Genomic DNA, 20,122 nt, shown 5'->3' with positions numbered 1-20,122 from the left:
CACTCAGTGATAAGTTGAGGAAACAAAATGAAAAAGAGTGTCGTTGCGCTACTAGGTTTAGCGGTTATTTTAGGCGGTTGTTCAAACAAGGTAAGCTACGGTGATGCACAAGCAGTAGAAACCACGACAATCGATTTCGGTTCAACTGACCTTCAAACGATTGCGGGTGAAATGGTCGATAGCATGATGGCGTCTGGTTCAGTGTCTTACATTACTCGTGAGCAACGTCCAATCGTGTTCGTAGAGCGAATCAAGAACAAGACAAGTGAGCACATCGATACTGAGTCAATCACTGACACTATCAGTACTAAAATGCTGAACTCTGGTAAGTTCCGTTTCGTTGATATGGACCGTGTAGAGTCTGTTCGTGACCAATTGAACTTCCAAAACAATGATGAGCTTGTAAACCAAAGCTCAGCAATTCAATTCGGTAAAATGGTCGGTGCTCAATACATGCTGTACGGCAACCTATCAAGCATCGTTAAGAAAGACGGTAGCGACGAAGACGTTTACTACAAAATGACGATGCGTCTAATGGATCTTGAGTCTGGCTTGATTGAATGGGCTGACGAGACTGAAATCCGTAAGCAACAATCTAAGAGCCTATTGGGCCTTTAATTTCGCTTACTTGCCAACTAAACGCAGCCAGTTTTGACAGCGTTTAGTCTTGGCAGCGCATAGCTTGGCCACACATAGCTTGGTTACACGCCAATGCAGTGGATGATGTGCTGCTTATGAAGAGACACTGGCTTTTGGTCAGTGTCTTTTTTGTAGGGAAATGAAGACGTTTATAGGGAAGTTAAGACGTTTATAGGGAGTAAATATGGCAATTTTTTCTTGGTCTGAAGCCAAGCTTCTTGATACCAGTTTGAGTTCGCTTGATGGATACTTTTCTGAGCCACCTGTTAGAGCGCAAACGCTGACCGGCGGTTTGACCAATCGATGTTGGAAGTTGGTTGATGCTGATGGTACTGCGTATGTTTGGCGGCCCATCACTTCCATCACCAAAGCCTTCTTCATCTCTCGTCATGAGGAGTATCAAGTGCTTTCCGCAATTGAGCGTCTAGGTATTGGACCAAGTCCAATAGTGGTTAATGAGCAAGGCTTATTGGTTGAATGGATTGTGGGTGAGACGCTTTACGAAGGCTTAGAGCTTGATGATTTGTTGAAGACTCTGATCTCGGTGCATTTGGTGAATACCGCGCGATTGCCGCTCCAACCGTTCAGTTTCACAGCGCGAGTCGATCATTACTGGCTGCAGCTTGATTCTGTTCATAAGACGGAAGCCTGCACTAAAATTTACCAAGAGTGGCGAGTAGCACCGAGTGTTACAAATGTTGACCTGTCTTTGTGCCATTTTGATTTAGGTGGTTATAACTTAGTGAGAAATAGCGATGGGATTAAGATTATTGATTGGGAATATGCAGCATTAGCAGACCCTAGACTTGATCTTACACTGACCATTGCTGTTGCAGGATTACCAGTTGCTGAAGCCGTAAACAAGTACTGTCAGCTGCGAGGCATCCATGATGTCCAACCTTGGCTTGATGGGGTAGAAGCATGGTTACCAAGAAGCCAAATGATGGCGATGCTGTGGTATTTACTTGCTCATCAGCTCTGGGGAGATGAAAGTTATCTGCGTGAAGCAGAGGCGCTGAGTCACACTTTATGTAGCTAGGATCACGTTTAGGAAGTGAAAAATATAATTTCGTTCGTGTTCCCTTTAAAACCTTATTTTTCATGTTAGATTAATTAAAACGTACCAATATTCAACAAGGAGGTACTAATGATTATTTATCTACATGGCTTCGACTCAACTAGCCCGGGCAATCACGAAAAAATACTGCAGTTGCAATTCATTGATGATGACGTTCGTTTCATCAACTACAGTACTTTGCATCCAAAACACGATATGCAACATTTGCTAAAAGAAGTGCATAAAGTGATAGAGCAATCCGATGACCCGCATCCGATCATTTGTGGTGTAGGCTTAGGTGGTTTTTGGTCTGAGCGTATTGGTTTCTTATGTGGTATTAAGCAGGTGGTGTTCAACCCGAATCTGCACCCTGAGAACAACATGGTAGGTCGAATTGACCGTCCAGAAGAGTACGAAGACATCGCGACTAAGTGTGTTGCTCAATATCGTATGAAGAACAAAGGTCGCTGCTTAGTGGTGCTTTCTCGTGAAGATGAGATTCACGACAATACCAAAACAGCTGACGCGTTAGAAGATTATTATGATGTCATCTGGGACGAAAAAGAGAGTCATAAGTTCAAAAAAATCTCTCAGCACTTGCAGACAATGAAAGCGTTTAAAAACGCTTAATTATTCCAGTTGTTTTATAAAAGCAGCACTCAATTGAGTGCTGCTTTTTTACATCTGAACTCAAGAGCCGAACATTAATCAAATGGTTGTAGCTATTTTTTCGAAGAGTTTGAGCATTTATAGATAAGTTTGCGCAAACGTTAACTAATTCGCCGCGAATCCTCATTGTGGGCAAGGATTTTTGTTGCGGTCATCTTTTTGCTATATATAATGTTCCCAAGCAAAATATTTTGATAAATATCAAGAAAAATTGAGAGCGAGTGATAAAACTTGCCCATTATTTGTGCTCTACCTCTCAGGTAGTCACCTTTTTTATCCACGTGAGCAAAGCTGCAAGCCAATGTTTGTTGCTTGTAACCCCTCTAACTACTCGGTGAGCTGTCGTTATTCTTTTTCGCAGTAATCCAATTTGTAACAGCCTTCGCATTCAAGGCCGAGTAGATACATAGAATTTATCGGTTGGAGTAATCGAGCCGAACCCCATTTATTCATTTTGTAGAGGATTGTCATTGTGACAAAAATTATCGTAGTAGGCGGTGGTGCTGGTGGTTTAGAACTAGCAACTAAGCTAGGCCGCACTTTAGGTCGTAAAAAGCGTGCCCAGATTACTCTGGTAGACCGTAAAGCAAGCCACCTATGGAAACCATTACTTCATGAAGTAGCAACGGGTTCATTGGACGAGGGTGTTGATGCGTTAAGCTACCGCGCACACGCAAAAAACCATTACTTCGATTTCCAAATGGGCAGCCTGAACGACATCGATCGTGAACGTAAAGTGATCGCTCTGAGCGAACTGAAAGATGATCACGGTGAACTGCTTATGCCAAGCCGTGAACTTGAATACGATATTCTTGTGATGGCGCTAGGTTCAACGTCAAATGACTTCAACACACCAGGCGTTCGCGACAACTGTATTTTCCTTGATAGTCCAGAGCAAGCGCACCGTTTCCGTACAGAAATGAACAACCAGTTCTTAAAGCTTCACGCTAAGAACGGCCAAGGCACAGTGGATATTGCTATTGTTGGTGCTGGCGCGACAGGTGTTGAGCTTTCTGCAGAACTGCACAACGCGGTTAAAGAGCTTCGTACTTATGGCTTTGGCGATCTAGATTCAAGCAAGCTGAACGTTAACCTTGTTGAAGCGGGTGAGCGTATTCTTCCAGCCCTACCTCCTCGTATTTCGAGCGCAGCGCACTCTGAGCTTACGAAGCTTGGTGTAACTGTGCGTACGACTACAATGGTTACACAAGCTGATGCTGACGGCCTAACGACTAAAGATGGTGAGAAGATCCCAGCACAAATCATGGTTTGGGCTGCAGGCATTAAAGCGCCAGATTTCATGAAAGATATCGGTGGTCTTGAGACGAACCGTATCAACCAGTTGGTTGTGAAAAATACGCTACAAACTACGCTTGATGACAACATTTTTGCTATTGGTGACTTAGCGCAATGTACGCAAGCAGATGGTTCATTCGTTCCACCACGTGCACAAGCGGCTCACCAGATGGCAAGTTGTGCGTTTAGCAATATCATTGCTAAGTTAAACGGCCGCGACCTGAAAGATTACATCTACAAAGATAAAGGCTCACTTGTTTCGCTAAGCCGATTTTCTACGGTAGGTAGCTTGATGGGTAACCTAACTAAAGGTTCGATGATGGTTGAGGGTCGTATTGCTCGTATCGTTTACATCTCTTTGTACCGTATGCACCAGATGGCACTTCACGGACTAATTAAAACATCGCTGATGATGTTAGTTGGTCGTATTAACCGTGTACTTCGTCCAAACCTAAAGCTTCACTAATCAGGTAAGCCTTCTAAGGTTATTACGCTGATAATAAAAAAGAGCTCTTCGGAGCTCTTTTTTGATCGTGTCGACTACGTGTTGTTTTAGCCTACTTAAGAGGTTGGAGGTAATACGGAGTAAACCACGCCATCTCTCGGCTTACCGTTAAAGATAAAGCGATTCTTAGCAATGGTTTCACGTTCAGCGCCACATTTCTCGATCAGCTTTTGGCTGGGTAGGTTCTCTGTATCGCAGACAATCTCCAAACGCGTTAACTTGAGCAGTGCAAAGCAAAATTCAAATAAGGCAATCATCGCTTCCTTGGCTATCCCTTTTCTTTGAAATTCATCACCCACCCAATAACCTAAACTTGCCATGTTAAAGGTGTGGTAAAGCTCATTAATGGCCACCATACCGACTAACTTATCGCTTTTTCGCTCGAAGATACCAAAGCCAAACGCTTCGGCTTTAACCCAGTTTAAGCGAGTCGCCAGAATGAATTTCTCGGCCTCGATGATAGAAAACTCGTCGTGGCACCAGTCGAGCCATGGCAATAAACTCGGGGAGGACTTAACTAGCTGCGAAAATTCTTGAGCGTTTGAGGCTTCAATAATTTTGAGGCTGAGATTTTGTGTATTGATCTGAAAGTCAGGGCTCATAGGACGTACCAAGTAACGTATAAGTAAGTACCGCGTGAATATAGCCTGTACTAATAAAACGCCCTCACAATGGAGGGCGTATTGAATGCATAAGAATAGCTGAGTTACTGAGCTATTCTTATTATGCTAATTATTGCGCCACACGTCGAACTTGAATCACCATGCCAAGAAGCGGGTGATCAAGGTAGTGAGTCTCAGTACTGCGCATACGACGTTTTTGGTCCATGCGGTAGCTCTTAAGGAACTCTTCCACTTCAACCGTGGGAGAAATCTCAGTGAGGTTGCCCACTTGAACATTGCTTTCGGCGCCACTTACTGGTGAGTCTAGCTCGATTTGTTGCTCTTGAAGAGTCACTTCACGAACGCTCGGCGCTTTTAAATCCAATGTTGTTTCAGCGTAGAGGTAATGCTGAACGTAGATTTGTAGCTTGCCGTCTAATTCGTACAGTGGCTTATCAATGGTCTCTTCTTTGAAGCCATCAGTATTTGCTGCAGTTACTGCACCTTTCTCTGAACCGTCAGCGTTGAAGTCTTTTGAGAAATCTTTACCTGCTTGAATGTGGAATACAGGTGCCGAGCTCTTACCTTGGTCGCCCTGACGCCAAGCGGTATGCATTAGCACTTCAAAACCAGCGTGTTTACGTAGTTTGTCTTTCTGAGGCGTTAACTTGTATTCCGAGTAAGGCAGCATTTGTACGCCTTTCTTTGCTCGGTATTGGGTGTCTTGAAATGAACCAACGCGCTCAAGTGAAATCTTAGGCTGTGTGTTAGGCCAAGATTCATTCACTTTTTCTGCATCAACAGCACGCTTAAAAATGATCACTTCTATATCAAATTGTCTCTGCGCCAAACTTGGCAGTGAGACGAACAATAGTAGCAGTGGGATCAGTCTTTTCATTTTTACTCCGTCTTCCAGCCGATCTATCGGCTGGATAATTTATATGTGCAAGTGGATTGGGTCTTATGCTGAAGGCAGCAAGTTCTGTCTGAATTCGCCCAATAAATCACTAACAAATTGAATTCGTTTCCGTCTGTCGACCAATGGTATCGTAAACTTGAACTTTGTTGGTCCTTCCATTGAAAACTTTTGCGGTTGAGATTGCAACAGTTTAACAAGGTAGGCCGGGTTTATGTCAGCATCTGGGTAGAATTCTAAGAATCCACCTTTATCGTGAGCTTCAATTTTCTTCGCTTTGATTGACGCCGCGGCTAATTTTAGCTCAGAAACTGACAACAAGTTCTTGGTAGCATCAGGCAGAAGGCCGAAGCGATCAATCAGCTCGACTTTCAACTCGGCCAATTCGTCCGTGTCACTCACACTCGCAATACGCTTATAGGTAGACAAACGTGTATTGATGTCTGGGATGTAGTCATCAGGCAACAGTGCCGGCAGGCGCATCTCAATTTCAGTTTGTTCACGCAGTAGGTCATCAAGCGATGGCTCTCTACCTTCTTTCAATGCTTCAACCGCTTGTTCAAGCATCTCCATGTAAAGCGTAAAGCCAACCGACTGGATTTGACCACTCTGTTCATCACCGAGTAGTTCACCTGCACCACGAATCTCTAAGTCATGGGTTGCTAGCGTAAAGCCTGCACCTAAGTCTTCAAGGGAAGCAATGGCGTCTAATCGCTTGACGGCATCTTTGGTCATTGCTTTCGGGGGAGGTGTTAGCAAGTAGGCATAAGCTTGGTGGTGAGATCGACCCACACGCCCACGCAATTGGTGCAGTTGCGCTAAACCAAGGTTATCGGCTCTGTCCATTAATATGGTATTTGCCGTTGGTACGTCGATACCTGTTTCTATGATGGTTGTACACACTAGCAAGTTAAAACGCTGGTGATAGAAGTCATTCATGATGCGTTCTAGCTCTCGCTCTCGCATCTGACCATGGGCAACGGTGACACGTGCTTCTGGAATCAGTTTTTGCAGTGACTCAGCCGTCTTTTCAATCGTGTCGACTTGGTTGTGCAGGAAGTAAACTTGACCACCACGCATGATTTCACGCAGTACCGCTTCTCTGACTATTGCGTCATCACTCTCGCGAACAAAAGTCTTTATTGCTAAGCGTCGTGCGGGTGGTGTGGCGATGATGGAAAGATCTCGCATACCGCTCATTGCCATATTCAACGTTCTCGGAATCGGTGTCGCGGTTAGCGTGAGGATATCGACATCCGCGCGCATCGCCTTCACTTTCTCTTTTTGGCGCACACCGAAGCGGTGTTCTTCATCGACGACTAACAAGCCAAGGTCTTTAAACTTAAGGTCACTGGAAAGCAGCTTGTGAGTACCCACTAAGATATCGACCTTACCGTCGGCAACATCTTGCATGATCAATTTCTGTTCTTTAGCTGATTTAAATCGCGACAGAACTTCGACACGTATCGGTTGGTTCGCGAAACGGTCTCGGAAGTTTTCAAAGTGTTGCTGAGCAAGTAGCGTCGTTGGTACTAACACAGCCACTTGTTTGCTGTTGTCGGTACATACGAATGCCGCGCGCATCGCGACTTCGGTTTTACCAAAACCAACGTCACCACACACTAAGCGATCCATGGCTTTTGCTTGGCACATATCCGACATAACAGCATTGATGGCCATTGCTTGGTCATCCGTTTCTTCAAACGGGAAGCCAGACTTGAAGGTCGCGTATTGGCCACGATCGAGTACAAACTTGTAGCCCGGTTTTAGTTCACGCTTAGCGTAAACATCAAGCAGTTCGGCTGCAACGTCACGGACTTTCTCTGCGGCGCGCTTACGAGCTTTCTGCCATGCTTCACCGCCAAGTTTGTGTAGCGGTGCGGAATCTTCAGCGCCACCAGAGTAACGGCCAATTAAGTTCAAAGATGCAACGGGCACGTAGAGCTTGGCATCATTTTGATACTCAAGCGTTACGTATTCGGTTTTCATGCCACCGGCTTCTAGAGTTTGCAGGCCGATGTAGCGACCAATACCGTGGTCTATGTGAACAACAGGTTGACCCGGTTTAAGTTCGGCTAAGTGACGAATTACAGTGTCGCTGTTAACGCTTTTCTTGTCTTTCTTACGACGTTGTACAACGCGATCACCTAACAGGTCGCTTTCACAGACAAGGGCGATGTTTTGCTCTTCGTGGATAAAACCATGCTCAGCCGAACCTAGGATCAGGCTGAATTTATCTTTACCTTTAATCGCCGCGTCGAGGTTTTCAACTTCGCTTGGACGAACTTTGATGCCTCGAAGCAATTCACTCAATGCTTCACGGCGGCCTTCAGACTCAACCGAAAAGACCACTTTGCCGTCGAAGGCTTCAGTGAACTTTCTTAGGTTAGACAAAGGTTCTTTATTCTGATGTTGAACGCTGAGATCAGGCAGAGATACAACCGGAAGGTTGGTACGTCCGGCTTTTTCTTCAATTAAATCTAAGCTCAGATTGACCTGTGGCTTTTGTTTGAAATGTGCGAACAGTTCGTCTTTTTGTAGCCAAAGTCGTTCAGGTTTCAGCAGTGGTCGTAATGGATCGACACCGCGTTGTTCGTATCGATGAGAAACGTCTGTTAGGAATGAATCTACCGCAGTCTCGACATCACCTAGAACGAGGATTTGCGCTTCATCGGCAACATAATCAAACAAGGTTTCAGTATGGTCGAAGAACAGCGGCTGCCAGTATTCAATACCTGCGGGCCAAGTACCTTTTGAAACCTGCATATAAACCGATTCTGGTTCACGGCGCGCATCAAATTGTTGGCGCCAGCGAATGCGGAAATCTTCAATAGCACCTTCAGAAGTTGGGAACTCGTGAGCTGGCAGCAAACGGATCTCAGAGATGTCTTCGATAGAGCGCTGATTTTCAGGATCGAAAGTACGGATGGTGTCGATCTCGTCATCGAAGAAGTCGATACGATACGGGTCTTTGCTGCCCATTGGGAACAAGTCGAGAATTGAACCTCGGCTCGCATACTCACCCGGGCCAAACACTTGGTCTACGTAACGATAGCCAGATTTTTCAAGTTGAAGACGCAGCTTCTCTAACGAGTACAGATCGCCTGTTTTCACCATTAAGGTGTGCTGCAACAAGAAGTCACGTGGCGACTGACGTTGTAGTAGCGTGCTGATCGGTACGATCGTGATGCCATCTTTTAACGTTGGCAGTGCATAAAGGCGAGCGATACGGTCAGAAATGATCTCTTGGTGCGGTGAGAAGCTGTCGTATGGCAGAGTCTCCCAATCAGGGAATAGTGCCACTTCATGTGACGTAAACTGCTCAATTTCTGATTGAAGCTTGAGTGCGATTTGAGGATCGGGCACTGCAAGTAAAGTATGGCTGTTATGCTGCTCCGCAAGTCTAGCGATAGCAAGCGCGAGAGATGAACCAACTAGGTTACCGATGTGTTTTTTATCACCGGCACCTTTGAGCTTAGGTAGTGTAAAAATGGATTGTTTTGTCATGTCTATTTACTTGTTATCTCGTTCTAGAGAGCGTTGACGTAAGAGCTTTTGTTGTTGATGAAGCGCAGCTTTGATCAGCAAGTCTTGGTCAGTATCACGAAGATGAGCATATTTGAATTTGATTTCGAAACCTGAATCTTTAGGTTCACTAGCGAAGACTTCCGCGTAGCAATAAATAGCGGCGGCAGGGTGCTCGATAAAGAGCTTGGCTTTAACTAAGCGACCCGCTTCGATATCTGTTTTGGAAAAACAAGAGAACTGACTCGCGCCAAATGAATACGTGTGGGTACGAAATTGTTCATCATCTTGTTGCGATAACATAAAGCTCAACAAGAGGTTTAATTTAGAGTTCTGTGCATCCAATAAACTGATGACATTCTTCAAGTCGCTGTTTTTCAGTTCGTTGCGAGCACTGTCAGCTAATAGATCCAATTGGCTAAATTCACTTGCCACGACAAACGGGGCAGGGATCTCAGATTCGAATTGAATTTGAGAAGGTAAAGTGAAGCCGCTGTCCATTGGTTCAATATTCGCGGTGAGGCTGTGGTGAACGGTGAAAAACTCTTGTTCTGTCATGCGTTAGTTCCTTGAAGTGATCTATTGATTATCGCTATGTGGCCGCAGTAATCAAGGTCAGTTAATTGAAAGTCTCAAATAGTTGTTTGAAAGTTGGCTATTTGACAAGGTTCTGTTTTTCAAGCCTAACTAATTGAGTTAATTCACTCTATATTTTCAATTAACCCCTACACAGTAACGGCAATACCCGTTACATTAACCCGCATCTCCTTTAGATGGTTCAAAGTATGTTTCATCCTATTTCATTGTTTGTTGGCCTACGTTATTTGAAAGGTCGTTCAGGTGATCGCTTTAGCCGTTTTGTTTCTTATATGTCGACGGCAGGTATCACCATTGGTGTGCTGTCTTTGGTTACTGTTTTATCGGTAATGAATGGATTCGAAGCGCAGTTAAAAGACCGAATTCTCGGAGTCCTTCCTCAAGCCGTCGTTTACGAGCAAGGAGGCACAACGTCACTGTCTGCTCAAGCACCTAATTTTGCAGAGCAAATGTCGCTCAATGGTCACGTTGAACCTATTGTTCGCAGCGAAGCGGTAATTCAAAGTCCTGCTCAGTTATCTGCAGGTCTGTTGATCGGCATTAAACCTAATTCAGATGACCCTCTTCAGAACCACTTGATTGCAGGTAGACTGTCTTCACTCAAAGCTGGCCAGTATCAGCTATTTCTTGGCCATACCTTGGCGAGAAATTTGAAGGTATCTATGGGTGACAAAGTTCGCCTGATGGTGACCAGTGCCAGTCAATACACACCGCTCGGACGTATTCCTAGCCAGCGAAATTTCACGGTAGCCGGCATCTTCAATACAGGATCTGATATTGATGCTCAACTGATGGTGACAGATATTAAAGATGCTGGGCGTTTGATGCGCTATAAATCCGATACCATTTCAGGCTGGCGCTTGTTCTTTGAAGACCCGTTTGAAGTGGCGAAACTGTCTAGTCAACCGTTACCTGAAGGTTGGTTGTGGAGTGATTGGCGAGACCAACGTGGTGAACTATTCCAGGCCGTTCGAATGGAAAAAAACATGATGGGCTTAATGCTTGGTCTGATCATCGGTGTTGCAGCTTTCAATATTATTTCGGCACTTATCATGGTGGTGATGGAGAAGCAGTCTGAAGTGGCTATTCTTAAAACCCAAGGCATGACCGATGGTCAAGTTATGGGGATATTCATGGTTCAAGGCGCAAGTAGCGGCGTGATTGGTGCCCTATCAGGTGGCGTGTTAGGCGTTGCTCTAGCGATGAACCTCAATACTATTTTAGAGGCGATGGGCGTTGCTCTGTTTTCATTTGGTGGACAGTTGCCAATTTTAATTAACCCAATTCAAATCGCCGTTGTTGTGGTTCTGGCTATTGCACTTAGCTTGATTGCCACTGTATTCCCATCTTATCGCGCATCGTCTGTGAAACCTGCTGAGGCCCTTCGTTATGAGTAATTTTCTTCAATGTAATGATATCCGTAAAACGTACCGTGAAGGCTCGTTAGATACTGAGGTTCTCAAGGGAGTCAGCTTTGAAATCGAAAAGGGTGAGCTAGTCGCTATTATTGGTACCTCTGGTTCCGGTAAGAGTACGTTATTGCATATTTTAGGGGCATTGGATGATGCGTCTGACGGGAGCGTGAGCTTTCTCGGACAAGACTTAGCATCTTTGAGCTCAAATAAGCAGGCGAAGCTTCGCAACCAGCATCTTGGCTTTGTCTATCAATTCCATCACCTTCTTTCGGACTTTTCAGCGTTAGAAAACGTGGCAATGCCGCTGCTGATTGGTGGTGAAAAGCCAGCTAAAGCAAAAGAAGAGGCGCAACGTCTGTTGGATAAAGTTGGATTGAGTCATCGTGTTGACCACCGACCTTCAGAGCTTTCTGGTGGCGAGAGGCAGCGTGTGGCGATTGCTCGAGCTTTAGTGAATAAGCCGGCTTTGGTGTTGGCGGATGAACCTACCGGCAACCTTGATCACAACACAGCACTGTCTATTTACGACTTAATGCGTGAACTAAACCGCGAGTACGACACGGCCTTTTTGGTAGTAACTCATGATGGTGAACTTGCAGGTAAGATGGATCGCCAACTTCACATGCAAGATGGTTTATTGGTCAACGTAGAAAAAGAGGAGAGCTAAGTGTTTTCTTCTTTATCTCTATTGATAGGTGGCCGATTTAGCCGAGCGAAACAACGAGACAAAATGGTGTCGTTCATCTCTTTGTCTTCGACGATCGGTATTGCCGTTGGTGTGGCCGTGATCATCATTGGTTTGTCTGCGATGAATGGCTTTGAGCGAGAGCTTGAGTCGCGTGTACTTTCCGTTATTCCACATGGTGAATTCGAGGGTGTCAATGAACCAGTGACTCGCTGGGAGCACGTGATTGAGCAGTCGGTGAAAAATGATAAAGTTGTAGCGGCTGCGCCTTATGTAAAAATTACCGCGCTTGCTGAAAAGGGCAAAGAACTCAAAGCAATTGAAGTTCGCGGTGTTGATCCTCAACTTGAGAAGCAGGTATCTAGCCTTTCTAGTTTCATAGACAAACAAGCTTGGAGTGAGTTTAAAGCAGGGCAACAACAAATCATCTTAGGTTCTGGTGTGGCTAACGTGCTTGGCGCGAAAGTCGGTGACTATCTGACTTTGATGATTCCCACTGTTAATGGTTCAGTGAAGGTGCAAGCACCGAAGCGTGTACGCGTTAAAGTGGTCGGTTTGTTGACGCTTAATGGCCAGATAGACCATAGCTTGGCGCTAATCCCGATTGGCGATGCTCAAGCTTATGCAAACCTAGGCGAGGCCGTAACTGGAGTTTCTTTAAAAGTGACCGATGTGCTGAACGCGAACTCAATTGTACGTGAAGTGGGTAACCAGCTCGATGTGTATGTGTACCTGCGCAGTTGGCAACAGAAGTTTGGTTTCTTGTACCGAGATATTCAGTTGGTTCGCACCATTATGTATCTGGTGATGGTACTGGTTATTGGTGTTGCTTGTTTCAATATTGTCTCGACCTTAATGATGGCAGTAAAAGACAGAGCATCGGAGATCGCGATCTTAAGAACCATGGGCGCATCAGACGGCCTTGTTAAACGCATCTTTGTTTGGCAGGGCGTATTCTCGGGTGTGCTAGGCAGCTTAGTCGGGAGTGCGATAGGTGTCTTGGTGGCGCTTAATCTCACTACGCTTATCAAAGGGCTCGAAAAGTTGGTCGATCATCAATTCTTGTCCGGTGATATTTACTTTGTCGACTTCTTGCCATCACAACTTGATATGACGGATGTTGTTGTGGTTTCCGGTACTGCGATTGTGTTGAGCTTACTGGCTACATGGTACCCAGCCTCACGAGCAGCTAAGCTAAACCCAGCCTCGGTGCTTAGCTCGAAGTGATTTTCGAAGTAATGCTCTAAGTAAACGTCACGTTGCGCGATAGAGTAACGGCATAAACAAAAAAAGGATCCCTGATGGGATCCTTTTTTATTGAATTCAATTCGTGTTCTTTACGACTTTCGTTACATGTCAATCTTGCAGAGTTCAGTGGCTCATCTGATTTTAACTTGTGTACGTTTTAAGTGAAGCGCATACAAGGATAGATTGAATAACAGGGTACGGTCGTTCAGTACCTTGCTTGTCGCTTCTTCCAGCTTCTTACTACTGAGTAACGCCATAACCCGCGAATACCAAAGTAGCCAACCATTGCAGAAACCACACCACAAATCAGACAACCCAGCAGGAACGGAGGTCCTATGGTGCTCATTTGCGCCAAGATGAAATCCCAAGACAGTTCGAAATGAAAGGCTTGAGGCGGCACATGCATCACAAACGCGCCTACTTTATAAGCAAAGTAGAACAGCACCGGCATAGTCACAGGATTACTGATCCAAACCAGTGCGACAGACAGTGGTAGGTTAACACCACATGCGACCGCAAGACCTGCAGACATAATCATTTGACTTGGTAAAGGGACAAACGCCATGAATAACCCAACAGCGAACGCACCAGCCGCAGAGCGACGATTAAGGCACCATAAGTTGGGGTTGTACAAAACATTGCCAAAAACTTTCAATGCTTTCTGACGTTTGATTAGCTCATGGTCAGGCATAAATCGTTTGATAAACTTTCTTGGCATAGGAGGAAGCTACTCTCTTGTTTAACACTTGGTTCTTGATTTCATTTGCTGCGACAGTTGTGTCTGCCAGCTTCTGGCCTGTGATGCCACATTGGGTTTGGGCACCATTGATGCTGTTGTTACTGCTAGCATCAACAAAGTATAGCGCTTTCCGGAGTGCAAGAGGTCTAGCAACAGCATTGATACTAGTTATCTGCATAGGGAATGCGATTGAAATACAAACGAGTCGCTTGTTCCAATCAGGGCAGAATACTACCATAAATGCTTCGGTTGTTAGCCTTTTTAGTGAAAATAGCCACGGTTTTGAAAGCGTAATAGTAGCCAGATCAATTGGCGGCGAAAAATTAATCTTTCCCCAATTGATAAAATTGCGTTTGTTTACTCCTTTTAAGTTGACGCTCGGGGACGATGTCTATTTATCTGTCTCAATAAAACCAGTGTGGGGTAAACTCAATGAAGCAGGCTTTGATCTAGAAAAGTATTTGTTTAGCACCGGTGTGGTTGCCAATGTAACTTACAGGGCCGATACCAAATATCGAATTCACACCAATACCAACATGCGGTCTCATTGGTTTGAAAACCGTCTTGAAAGGTTAAGTGAGTTAGCAAATCAAGACCTCATTATGGCTTTGAGTTTTGGTTATCGAGACCTTATCCATCCTCAGCGTTGGGATTTGCTCAAAAGCAGTGGTTTGATTCACTTGATGGCTATCTCGGGGCTACATATTGGGATTGCCTTTGGTATCGGCTATCAGGTAGGAAAGATATTCAGGTTACTCTCACCTTCATTTCTTTGGTTTCCCACAATATTCGGTCTCGGCTTAGCCTATTTCTACAGTTGGTTTGCCGGATTCACGCTGCCAACCTTGAGAGCTTTAGTGATGTGTATTATCGCGAGCTATTTCTTGTGGCGTGGGCAAAATATTAGTGTGCTTCGGTATGTCGTCTTAAGCCTGTGCGTGGTTCTGCTGATTTGGCCGTTTTCAGCATTGTCGAGTAGCTTTTGGCTATCCTTTGGTGCGTTGGGTGCCGTTATTTATATCGCCTTGAATAGTCGGCCATCATCTTCAAATGCCACTCTTATCGATCGATGGCGGCAGCTCATCAAGATTCAGCTGATGCTGACATTTCTTATTGCTCCCTTTTCGATACTGTTTTTTAAAGGGGTGAGTCTAGTCTCTGTTCTCTACAACTTGATCCTTTTGCCTTGGGTATCAATGGTGACGATCCCGCTACTGTTTCTTGCGATGTTACTTAGCTTAATATTGGAGTCAGTGCCGGAGGTGATTAGTTTAACAGCGTTAAGTAATGGTTTTTCTGAACAGCTATGGATGTTGGTCGACTTGTCGCTTGATCCTCTCGTATTTAGCCTTCCTTTCTCTGAACGATTTTGGATTCAAGTTGATAATCACAGTATGGCGTTGTCTGTATTCCTCATCTTATTTTTCGGGTTCGTCAGTCGATATCTCAAACGAACACTATCAATATTGGTCATTGCAGTGTTTGTATTGTGGTGGGAGTTCGGTAAGCAGCAAAACAAATTAACAATCGATATCTTGGATGTAGGGCATGGGTTGTCTTTAGTTTTGGAAAAGAACAATCAGGTCGTTGTTTACGATCTCGGCAACGCGTGGCAGGGAGGTTCGATTGTTGAATCCTTGCTGATTCCCTCCTTGAGTCAGAGAGGAGTTCATGAGGTGGAAGGTGTGATAGTGAGTCATTTCGATTCTGACCATGCTGGTGGCTATCCGGCGTTACTTAAAAACTACAATCCTAAGTGGATAAGAGCCAGTCAGAACATCAATCAACAAACAAAATCTACTGTTCAAGTTCAGTCGAATATCCAAACATGTACTTTTGGAGAGGTGTGGAACTGGCAGGGTCTAGAGTTTGAGGTTTTATGGCCACCTCAAAGAGTAAAGAGGGCGTACAACCCACATTCGTGTGTGGTCAGGATTTTTGAGCCCAATTCTGAGTTCTCGATGTTGCTAACTGGTGATATTGAACGGGTAAGTGAGTGGCTACTTGCTCGTGAAGGTCAGCGGCTCAAGAGCGACGTGATGCTTGTCCCGCATCATGGTAGTAATTCGTCGTCGATTAAGCCGTTTATTGAGGCAGTTTCACCTCAGCTAGCAATTGCTTCTTTGGCCAAAGGTAATCAGTGGGGAATGCCCAGCAAATCTGTGATTGAACGTTATCATGAAACGGGTAGTGCTTGGCTTGATACCGGAGAAAGCGGACAAATAACCATCACTATCAGTAAGGAAGGTTGGAAATATCATACGATTAGAGAACAACAAGGCAGGCAGTGGTATAGGCAGATGCTTCGTAAGGGAGTAGAATAGATAGATTATTGTGAGAAAATTAAGCGATTCTATGTCAACACAAACAGATGAAACTACCTGGGTCACATTTAAAAGACTTTGGACTTATATTCGACTGTATAAGGCCGGCCTTGGTGTTGCGGTTATTGCGCTTATTATAAATGCCGTCTCTGATACCTATATGATTTCCTTACTAAAGCCTTTACTTGATGAAGGCTTTGGTAACGCTGAGTCTGATTTTTTACGCACTCTCCCTATTATTATTTTTGCCATGATGTTCATTCGTGGTGTGAGTGGCTTCGTCTCAACCTACTGCTTGAGTTGGGTCTCTGGCAACGTGGTGATGGAGATTCGTCGTAAAATATTCAGTCACTTTATGCACATGCCGGTATCTTTCTTTGATAAAGAGCAGACGGGCGCACTGCTATCTCGCATTACTTACGATTCAGAACAAGTTTCTGCAGCAACCAGTAAGGCTTTGGTCAGTATTGTGCGTGAAGGTGCCAGCATCATTGGCTTGTTGACGCTGATGTTCTGGAATAGCTGGCAGTTGTCTTTAGTTCTATTTGCTGTCGCTCCTTTTGTTGCTTGGGCAATTAGTATTGTATCAAAGCGATTCAGAAAAATTTCTAAGAACATGCAAACCAGCATGGGACATGTTGCTTCTTCAGCAGAACAAATGCTGAAAGGTCATAAAGTGGTTCTAACTTACGGTGGTCAAGAGCTAGAAAGAGGCCGTTTTGATACGGTTAGCAACCAGATGCGCCAACAAAGCATGAAGCTGGTGACGGCTCAAGCTGCCGCTAACCCAATTATTCAGATGATTGCCTCTATCGCGATTGTTGTTGTTCTTTATCTCGCGAGTGTTGATTCAATTAAAGCTGAGCTAACAGCAGGTACGTTTACCGTTGTGTTCTCCGCGATGTTTGGCTTACTACGCCCCCTGAAAGCCTTAACCAATGTAACGTCTGAATTCCAACGCGGTATGGCAGCGAGTACGACCCTATTTGGTTTGATGGATCTAGATACGGAACAAAATAAAGGTACGTTGAAGCCTGAAACCGTAGCGGGTGAAGTCGAAGTAAAAGATGTGACATTTACTTACCAAGGTGCTGAGAAACCAGCGCTTGATAAGGTCAGTTTTAATATACCGAAAGGCAAGACCGTTGCACTTGTCGGCCGATCAGGTTCGGGCAAGAGTACTATTGCGAACCTGTTTACTCGTTTTTATGATGTAGACTCAGGCTCTATCGAACTTGATGGCCACGACATTCGTGATTACGAATTGAGGAACCTACGTGAGCACTTTGCGCTTGTTTCTCAAAATGTACACCTGTTTAACGATACGGTAGCCAACAACATTGCTTACGCAGCAGAAGCTAAATATTCTCGCGAGCAGATCGAACACGCGGCTAAGCTTGCTCATGCTACTGAATTTATCGAAGGCATGGAAAACGGCATTGATACGATTGTTGGTGAGAATGGGGCAAGCCTATCTGGCGGCCAAAGACAACGTATTGCTATTGCAAGAGCGTTGTTAAGAGAGGCTCCAGTATTGATTCTTGATGAAGCTACATCGGCTTTGGATACTGAATCAGAGAGAGCGATCCAATCTGCGTTAGAAGAGCTGCAAAAGGACAAGACAGTATTGGTTATCGCACACCGACTCTCTACTATTGAACAAGCCGATGAGATCTTAGTGGTTGATGATGGTCGTATTGTAGAAAGAGGTGCACACGCGGAGCTAATTGCGCATGATGGCGCTTATGCGCAACTGCACCGAATTCAGTTCAGCGGATAAGATTAGGTCTTGTTGTGATCGAAAAGATTTGGTTTAACAATCATCCGTTAAAATACCTTCTTTGGCCGCTACTGTGGCCATTGAGTCTGCTTTTCAAAATGATCAGCGGTCAAAGACGTGACGCCTATCTATTCGGTAAAAAAGAGACCTACCGTCCGCCCTTACCAGTAATTGTTGTTGGTAATATTACCGCTGGTGGCAATGGTAAAACACCGGTTGTGATTTGGTTAGTTGAGGTGCTTCAAGCTAACGGCTTTAAACCTGGAGTGGTTTCTCGAGGTTATGGGGCAAAAGCGCCAAGCTACCCGTTAGTATTGGATGAAAACACGCCTGCTGAACACTCTGGCGATGAACCTCGTTTAATTCGAAAGCGAACGGGTGCACCTGTCGCAGTCGATCCTGTGCGTGCAAACGCGGTAAAGGCTTTGTTGAGCGAAGGGGTTGATGTCATCATCACGGATGATGGCCTTCAGCATTATGCACTTGAACGTGATATTGAATTTGCGGTTATCGACGGTGCAAGACGCTTTGGTAGCGAATGCCTAATTCCTTTAGGTCCGCTAAGAGAGCCTATATCTCGTTTAGATGACGTAGACTTTTTGGTTAACAATGGCGGTAAAGTGCAAGGACGAGAGTTCTCTATGTCTTTGCTACCAAGCCAAGCCGTTAACCTAAAGACCGGTCAGAAAATATCGGTAGCAGAACTACAGGAGTTGGTGGCTTTTGCTGGTATTGGCCACCCACCACGCTTTTTTAAAACATTGGAAGATCTTGATGGTGATGTGGTTTTCACACAGGGCTTCGCCGACCATCAAGATTTTGATAAAGATGAACTTCATGCCTTAGCTAAGAAAGGTATGAATCTGATTATGACAGAAAAAGACGCTGTAAAATGCGAAGAATATGCTCAAGATAACTGGTGGTATCTTCCAGTTTCTGCGCAGTTTGATGAAGATTCGCAACAGCAAATTTTAAAAAGAATAAAAGAGGTTATGGAATACTATGGATCACCGTCTGCTTGAGATCGTTGCTTGCCCTGTATGTAAAGGTAAACTAACTTTTGACAAGGATAAGCAAGAGCTTGTTTGTAAAATTGATCGCCTTGCTTACCCAATTAAAGAGGGTATTCCTGTTCTTTTAGAACCTGAAGCTCGCACCGTTTCAATGGATGAGGGTAAGTAATGTCTTATACGGTTGTTATACCTGCGAGATACCAATCGAGCCGTTTACCTGGGAAGCCGCTTGCTGACATTGGTGGAAAGCCGATGATTCAATGGGTATACGAACAGTCAATGAAAGCGGGTGCCGATAACGTTATTATCGCTACCGACGACGCTCGAGTTGAAAAAGCGGCTAAAGCATTTGGCGCGACCGTTTGTATGACATCACCGAATCATGAGTCAGGTACTGAACGCCTAGCTGAAGTGATTGAAGTTATGAAGATTCCTGATGATCATATTATCGTGAATGTTCAAGGTGATGAGCCACTTATTCCACCTGCGATCATTAATCAGGTTGCTAACAATCTTGCGAACAGTACAGCTCCGATGGCAACACTCGGTGTGGAAATTACTCATGCTGATGAAGTGTTTAATCCTAACGCCGTAAAAGTTGTGACGGACAAAGATGGGTATGCCTTGTACTTTAGCCGAGCTACTATTCCTTGGGATCGCGATGCTTACGCGAACAACGGTACAGCAGCGGAATCTCCACTGCTTCGTCACATTGGCATCTACGCTTACCGTGCGGGTTTTATCAATACCTATATCAATTGGGAACCAAGTACACTTGAGCGTATTGAGTGCCTAGAGCAGTTACGTGTACTTTGGTATGGTGAAAAAATTCATGTGGCAGTTGCAGAAGAGGCGCCTGCTGCTGGTGTTGATACGCCTGAAGACTTAGAAGCGGTTCGAGCTATTATTGGCTAAGCTTCTTGGAGCTACTTCTTCTTTGCTCTACAAAATGCAAATTCATGAGCCTTGCTAGTTGCAAGGCTTTTTTCTATCTATCGAAAAGTGCGCTATCGAAAAGCGCGTGCGTGTCTTATTGACCTAAGCAAACGGATATTGGGCTGGTTGCATTGGTTTATGCATCATCAACTCGGAATTATCTGAGATTTACCTCG

At 44.8% G+C, this 20,122-nt stretch carries 17 protein-coding genes; 12 read left to right on the top strand and 5 right to left on the bottom strand.

Annotated elements, in window-relative coordinates; translation table 11 throughout:
• Positions 1-27: 27 nt before the first annotated feature.
• The 4 genes from lpoB (at position 28) to L3V33_RS14700 (ending at position 4,127) form a co-directional block, all read left to right on the top strand.
• Complete coding sequence (gene lpoB, locus L3V33_RS14715; RefSeq protein WP_004736264.1) at positions 28-618, top strand: penicillin-binding protein activator LpoB; 591 nt, start codon at positions 28-30, stop codon at positions 616-618.
• Between the two features lie 205 nt (positions 619-823).
• Positions 824-1,678: a phosphotransferase gene (locus tag L3V33_RS14710; protein ID WP_237290711.1), complete on the top strand. Its 855-nt coding sequence runs from the start codon at positions 824-826 to the stop codon at positions 1,676-1,678.
• A 108-nt stretch (positions 1,679-1,786) separates the two neighbouring features.
• Positions 1,787-2,326, top strand: a complete 540-nt coding sequence (gene ycfP / locus L3V33_RS14705) for an alpha/beta hydrolase YcfP (protein ID WP_065205567.1) — start codon at positions 1,787-1,789, stop codon at positions 2,324-2,326.
• A gap of 511 nt (positions 2,327-2,837) precedes the next feature.
• The gene (locus L3V33_RS14700) at positions 2,838-4,127 is read left to right on the top strand and encodes an NAD(P)/FAD-dependent oxidoreductase (RefSeq protein WP_004736261.1); all 1,290 of its coding nucleotides are present in this window, start codon (positions 2,838-2,840) and stop codon (positions 4,125-4,127) included.
• A 95-nt stretch (positions 4,128-4,222) separates the two neighbouring features.
• Here L3V33_RS14700 and L3V33_RS14695 read toward each other — a convergent pair whose 3' ends face one another.
• The 4 genes from L3V33_RS14695 to L3V33_RS14680 form a co-directional block, all read right to left on the bottom strand.
• Positions 4,223-4,768: a GNAT family protein gene (locus L3V33_RS14695; RefSeq protein WP_146457261.1), complete on the bottom strand. Its 546-nt coding sequence runs from the start codon at positions 4,766-4,768 to the stop codon at positions 4,223-4,225.
• Positions 4,769-4,898: 130 nt separating this feature from the next.
• The gene (locus L3V33_RS14690) at positions 4,899-5,666 is read right to left on the bottom strand and encodes a peptidoglycan binding protein CsiV (RefSeq protein ID WP_017086100.1); all 768 of its coding nucleotides are present in this window, start codon (positions 5,664-5,666) and stop codon (positions 4,899-4,901) included.
• Positions 5,667-5,729: 63 nt separating this feature from the next.
• Positions 5,730-9,191: a transcription-repair coupling factor gene (gene mfd, locus L3V33_RS14685; protein WP_237290710.1), complete on the bottom strand. Its 3,462-nt coding sequence runs from the start codon at positions 9,189-9,191 to the stop codon at positions 5,730-5,732.
• Between the two features lie 6 nt (positions 9,192-9,197).
• Positions 9,198-9,767, bottom strand: a complete 570-nt coding sequence (locus L3V33_RS14680; protein WP_004736257.1) for a hypothetical protein — start codon at positions 9,765-9,767, stop codon at positions 9,198-9,200.
• A 227-nt stretch (positions 9,768-9,994) separates the two neighbouring features.
• Here L3V33_RS14680 and lolC point away from each other — a divergent pair, with 227 nt between their 5' ends.
• The 3 genes from lolC to lolE are packed head-to-tail and all read left to right on the top strand — an operon-like array spanning position 9,995 to position 13,133.
• Positions 9,995-11,203 (top strand): lipoprotein-releasing ABC transporter permease subunit LolC, encoded by a 1,209-nt coding sequence (lolC, locus tag L3V33_RS14675; protein ID WP_237290709.1) that lies wholly within the window; start codon positions 9,995-9,997, stop codon positions 11,201-11,203.
• Entirely contained in the window at positions 11,196-11,888 is a 693-nt protein-coding gene (lolD, locus tag L3V33_RS14670; protein WP_017083246.1) for a lipoprotein-releasing ABC transporter ATP-binding protein LolD, read from the top strand. Before lolC ends, lolD begins: the two co-directional genes overlap by 8 nt.
• Entirely contained in the window at positions 11,889-13,133 is a 1,245-nt protein-coding gene (lolE, locus tag L3V33_RS14665) for a lipoprotein-releasing ABC transporter permease subunit LolE (protein ID WP_146457267.1), read from the top strand.
• A 226-nt stretch (positions 13,134-13,359) separates the two neighbouring features.
• Here the strand turns inward: lolE and L3V33_RS14660 are convergent, their stop codons facing one another.
• Positions 13,360-13,872: a DUF2062 domain-containing protein gene (locus tag L3V33_RS14660; RefSeq protein ID WP_017078948.1), complete on the bottom strand. Its 513-nt coding sequence runs from the start codon at positions 13,870-13,872 to the stop codon at positions 13,360-13,362.
• Between the two features lie 17 nt (positions 13,873-13,889).
• On the opposite strand from L3V33_RS14660, the gene L3V33_RS14655 reads away from it, so the two are divergent.
• The 5 genes from L3V33_RS14655 to kdsB are packed head-to-tail and all read left to right on the top strand — an operon-like array spanning position 13,890 to position 19,925.
• A complete protein-coding gene (locus L3V33_RS14655) occupies positions 13,890-16,217 on the top strand; it encodes a DNA internalization-related competence protein ComEC/Rec2 (protein ID WP_237290708.1) in 2,328 nt (775 codons plus the stop codon).
• A gap of 31 nt (positions 16,218-16,248) precedes the next feature.
• A complete protein-coding gene (msbA, locus tag L3V33_RS14650) occupies positions 16,249-17,997 on the top strand; it encodes a lipid A ABC transporter ATP-binding protein/permease MsbA (RefSeq protein ID WP_237290707.1) in 1,749 nt (582 codons plus the stop codon).
• Between the two features lie 14 nt (positions 17,998-18,011).
• Positions 18,012-19,019: a tetraacyldisaccharide 4'-kinase gene (lpxK, locus tag L3V33_RS14645; RefSeq protein ID WP_237290706.1), complete on the top strand. Its 1,008-nt coding sequence runs from the start codon at positions 18,012-18,014 to the stop codon at positions 19,017-19,019.
• Positions 19,000-19,179: a Trm112 family protein gene (locus tag L3V33_RS14640; protein WP_004736429.1), complete on the top strand. Its 180-nt coding sequence runs from the start codon at positions 19,000-19,002 to the stop codon at positions 19,177-19,179. Before lpxK ends, L3V33_RS14640 begins: the two co-directional genes overlap by 20 nt.
• Positions 19,179-19,925, top strand: a complete 747-nt coding sequence (gene kdsB, locus L3V33_RS14635) for a 3-deoxy-manno-octulosonate cytidylyltransferase (protein WP_004736427.1) — start codon at positions 19,179-19,181, stop codon at positions 19,923-19,925. Before L3V33_RS14640 ends, kdsB begins: the two co-directional genes overlap by 1 nt.
• The last annotated feature ends 197 nt before the right edge of the window (positions 19,926-20,122 follow it).

Origin of the sequence: Vibrio sp. A2-1, assembly GCF_021728355.1 — a bacterium.
In the GTDB taxonomy this organism is placed as follows: Bacteria; Pseudomonadota; Gammaproteobacteria; order Enterobacterales; family Vibrionaceae; genus Vibrio; species Vibrio splendidus_K.
Note: the sequence above shows the minus strand (reverse complement) of the source record. Positions and strands in the feature narration are given on the sequence as shown.

Bases quoted from the DNA above. Each gene is read 5' to 3' on its own strand.
- L3V33_RS14695 (WP_146457261.1), bottom strand. From the start codon at position 4,768: ATGAGCCCTGACTTTCAGATCAATACACAAAATCTCAGCCTCAAAATT.
- lolC (WP_237290709.1), top strand. From the start codon at position 9,995: ATGTTTCATCCTATTTCATTGTTTGTTGGCCTACGTTATTTGAAAGGT.
- msbA (WP_237290707.1), top strand. From the start codon at position 16,249: ATGTCAACACAAACAGATGAAACTACCTGGGTCACATTTAAAAGACTT.
- lpoB (WP_004736264.1), top strand. From the start codon at position 28: ATGAAAAAGAGTGTCGTTGCGCTACTAGGTTTAGCGGTTATTTTAGGC.
- L3V33_RS14680 (WP_004736257.1), bottom strand. From the start codon at position 9,767: ATGACAGAACAAGAGTTTTTCACCGTTCACCACAGCCTCACCGCGAAT.
- mfd (WP_237290710.1), bottom strand. From the start codon at position 9,191: ATGACAAAACAATCCATTTTTACACTACCTAAGCTCAAAGGTGCCGGT.
- L3V33_RS14690 (WP_017086100.1), bottom strand. From the start codon at position 5,666: ATGAAAAGACTGATCCCACTGCTACTATTGTTCGTCTCACTGCCAAGT.
- kdsB (WP_004736427.1), top strand. From the start codon at position 19,179: ATGTCTTATACGGTTGTTATACCTGCGAGATACCAATCGAGCCGTTTA.
- L3V33_RS14710 (WP_237290711.1), top strand. From the start codon at position 824: ATGGCAATTTTTTCTTGGTCTGAAGCCAAGCTTCTTGATACCAGTTTG.
- ycfP (WP_065205567.1), top strand. From the start codon at position 1,787: ATGATTATTTATCTACATGGCTTCGACTCAACTAGCCCGGGCAATCAC.
- L3V33_RS14640 (WP_004736429.1), top strand. From the start codon at position 19,000: ATGGATCACCGTCTGCTTGAGATCGTTGCTTGCCCTGTATGTAAAGGT.
- lolD (WP_017083246.1), top strand. From the start codon at position 11,196: ATGAGTAATTTTCTTCAATGTAATGATATCCGTAAAACGTACCGTGAA.
- L3V33_RS14660 (WP_017078948.1), bottom strand. From the start codon at position 13,872: ATGCCAAGAAAGTTTATCAAACGATTTATGCCTGACCATGAGCTAATC.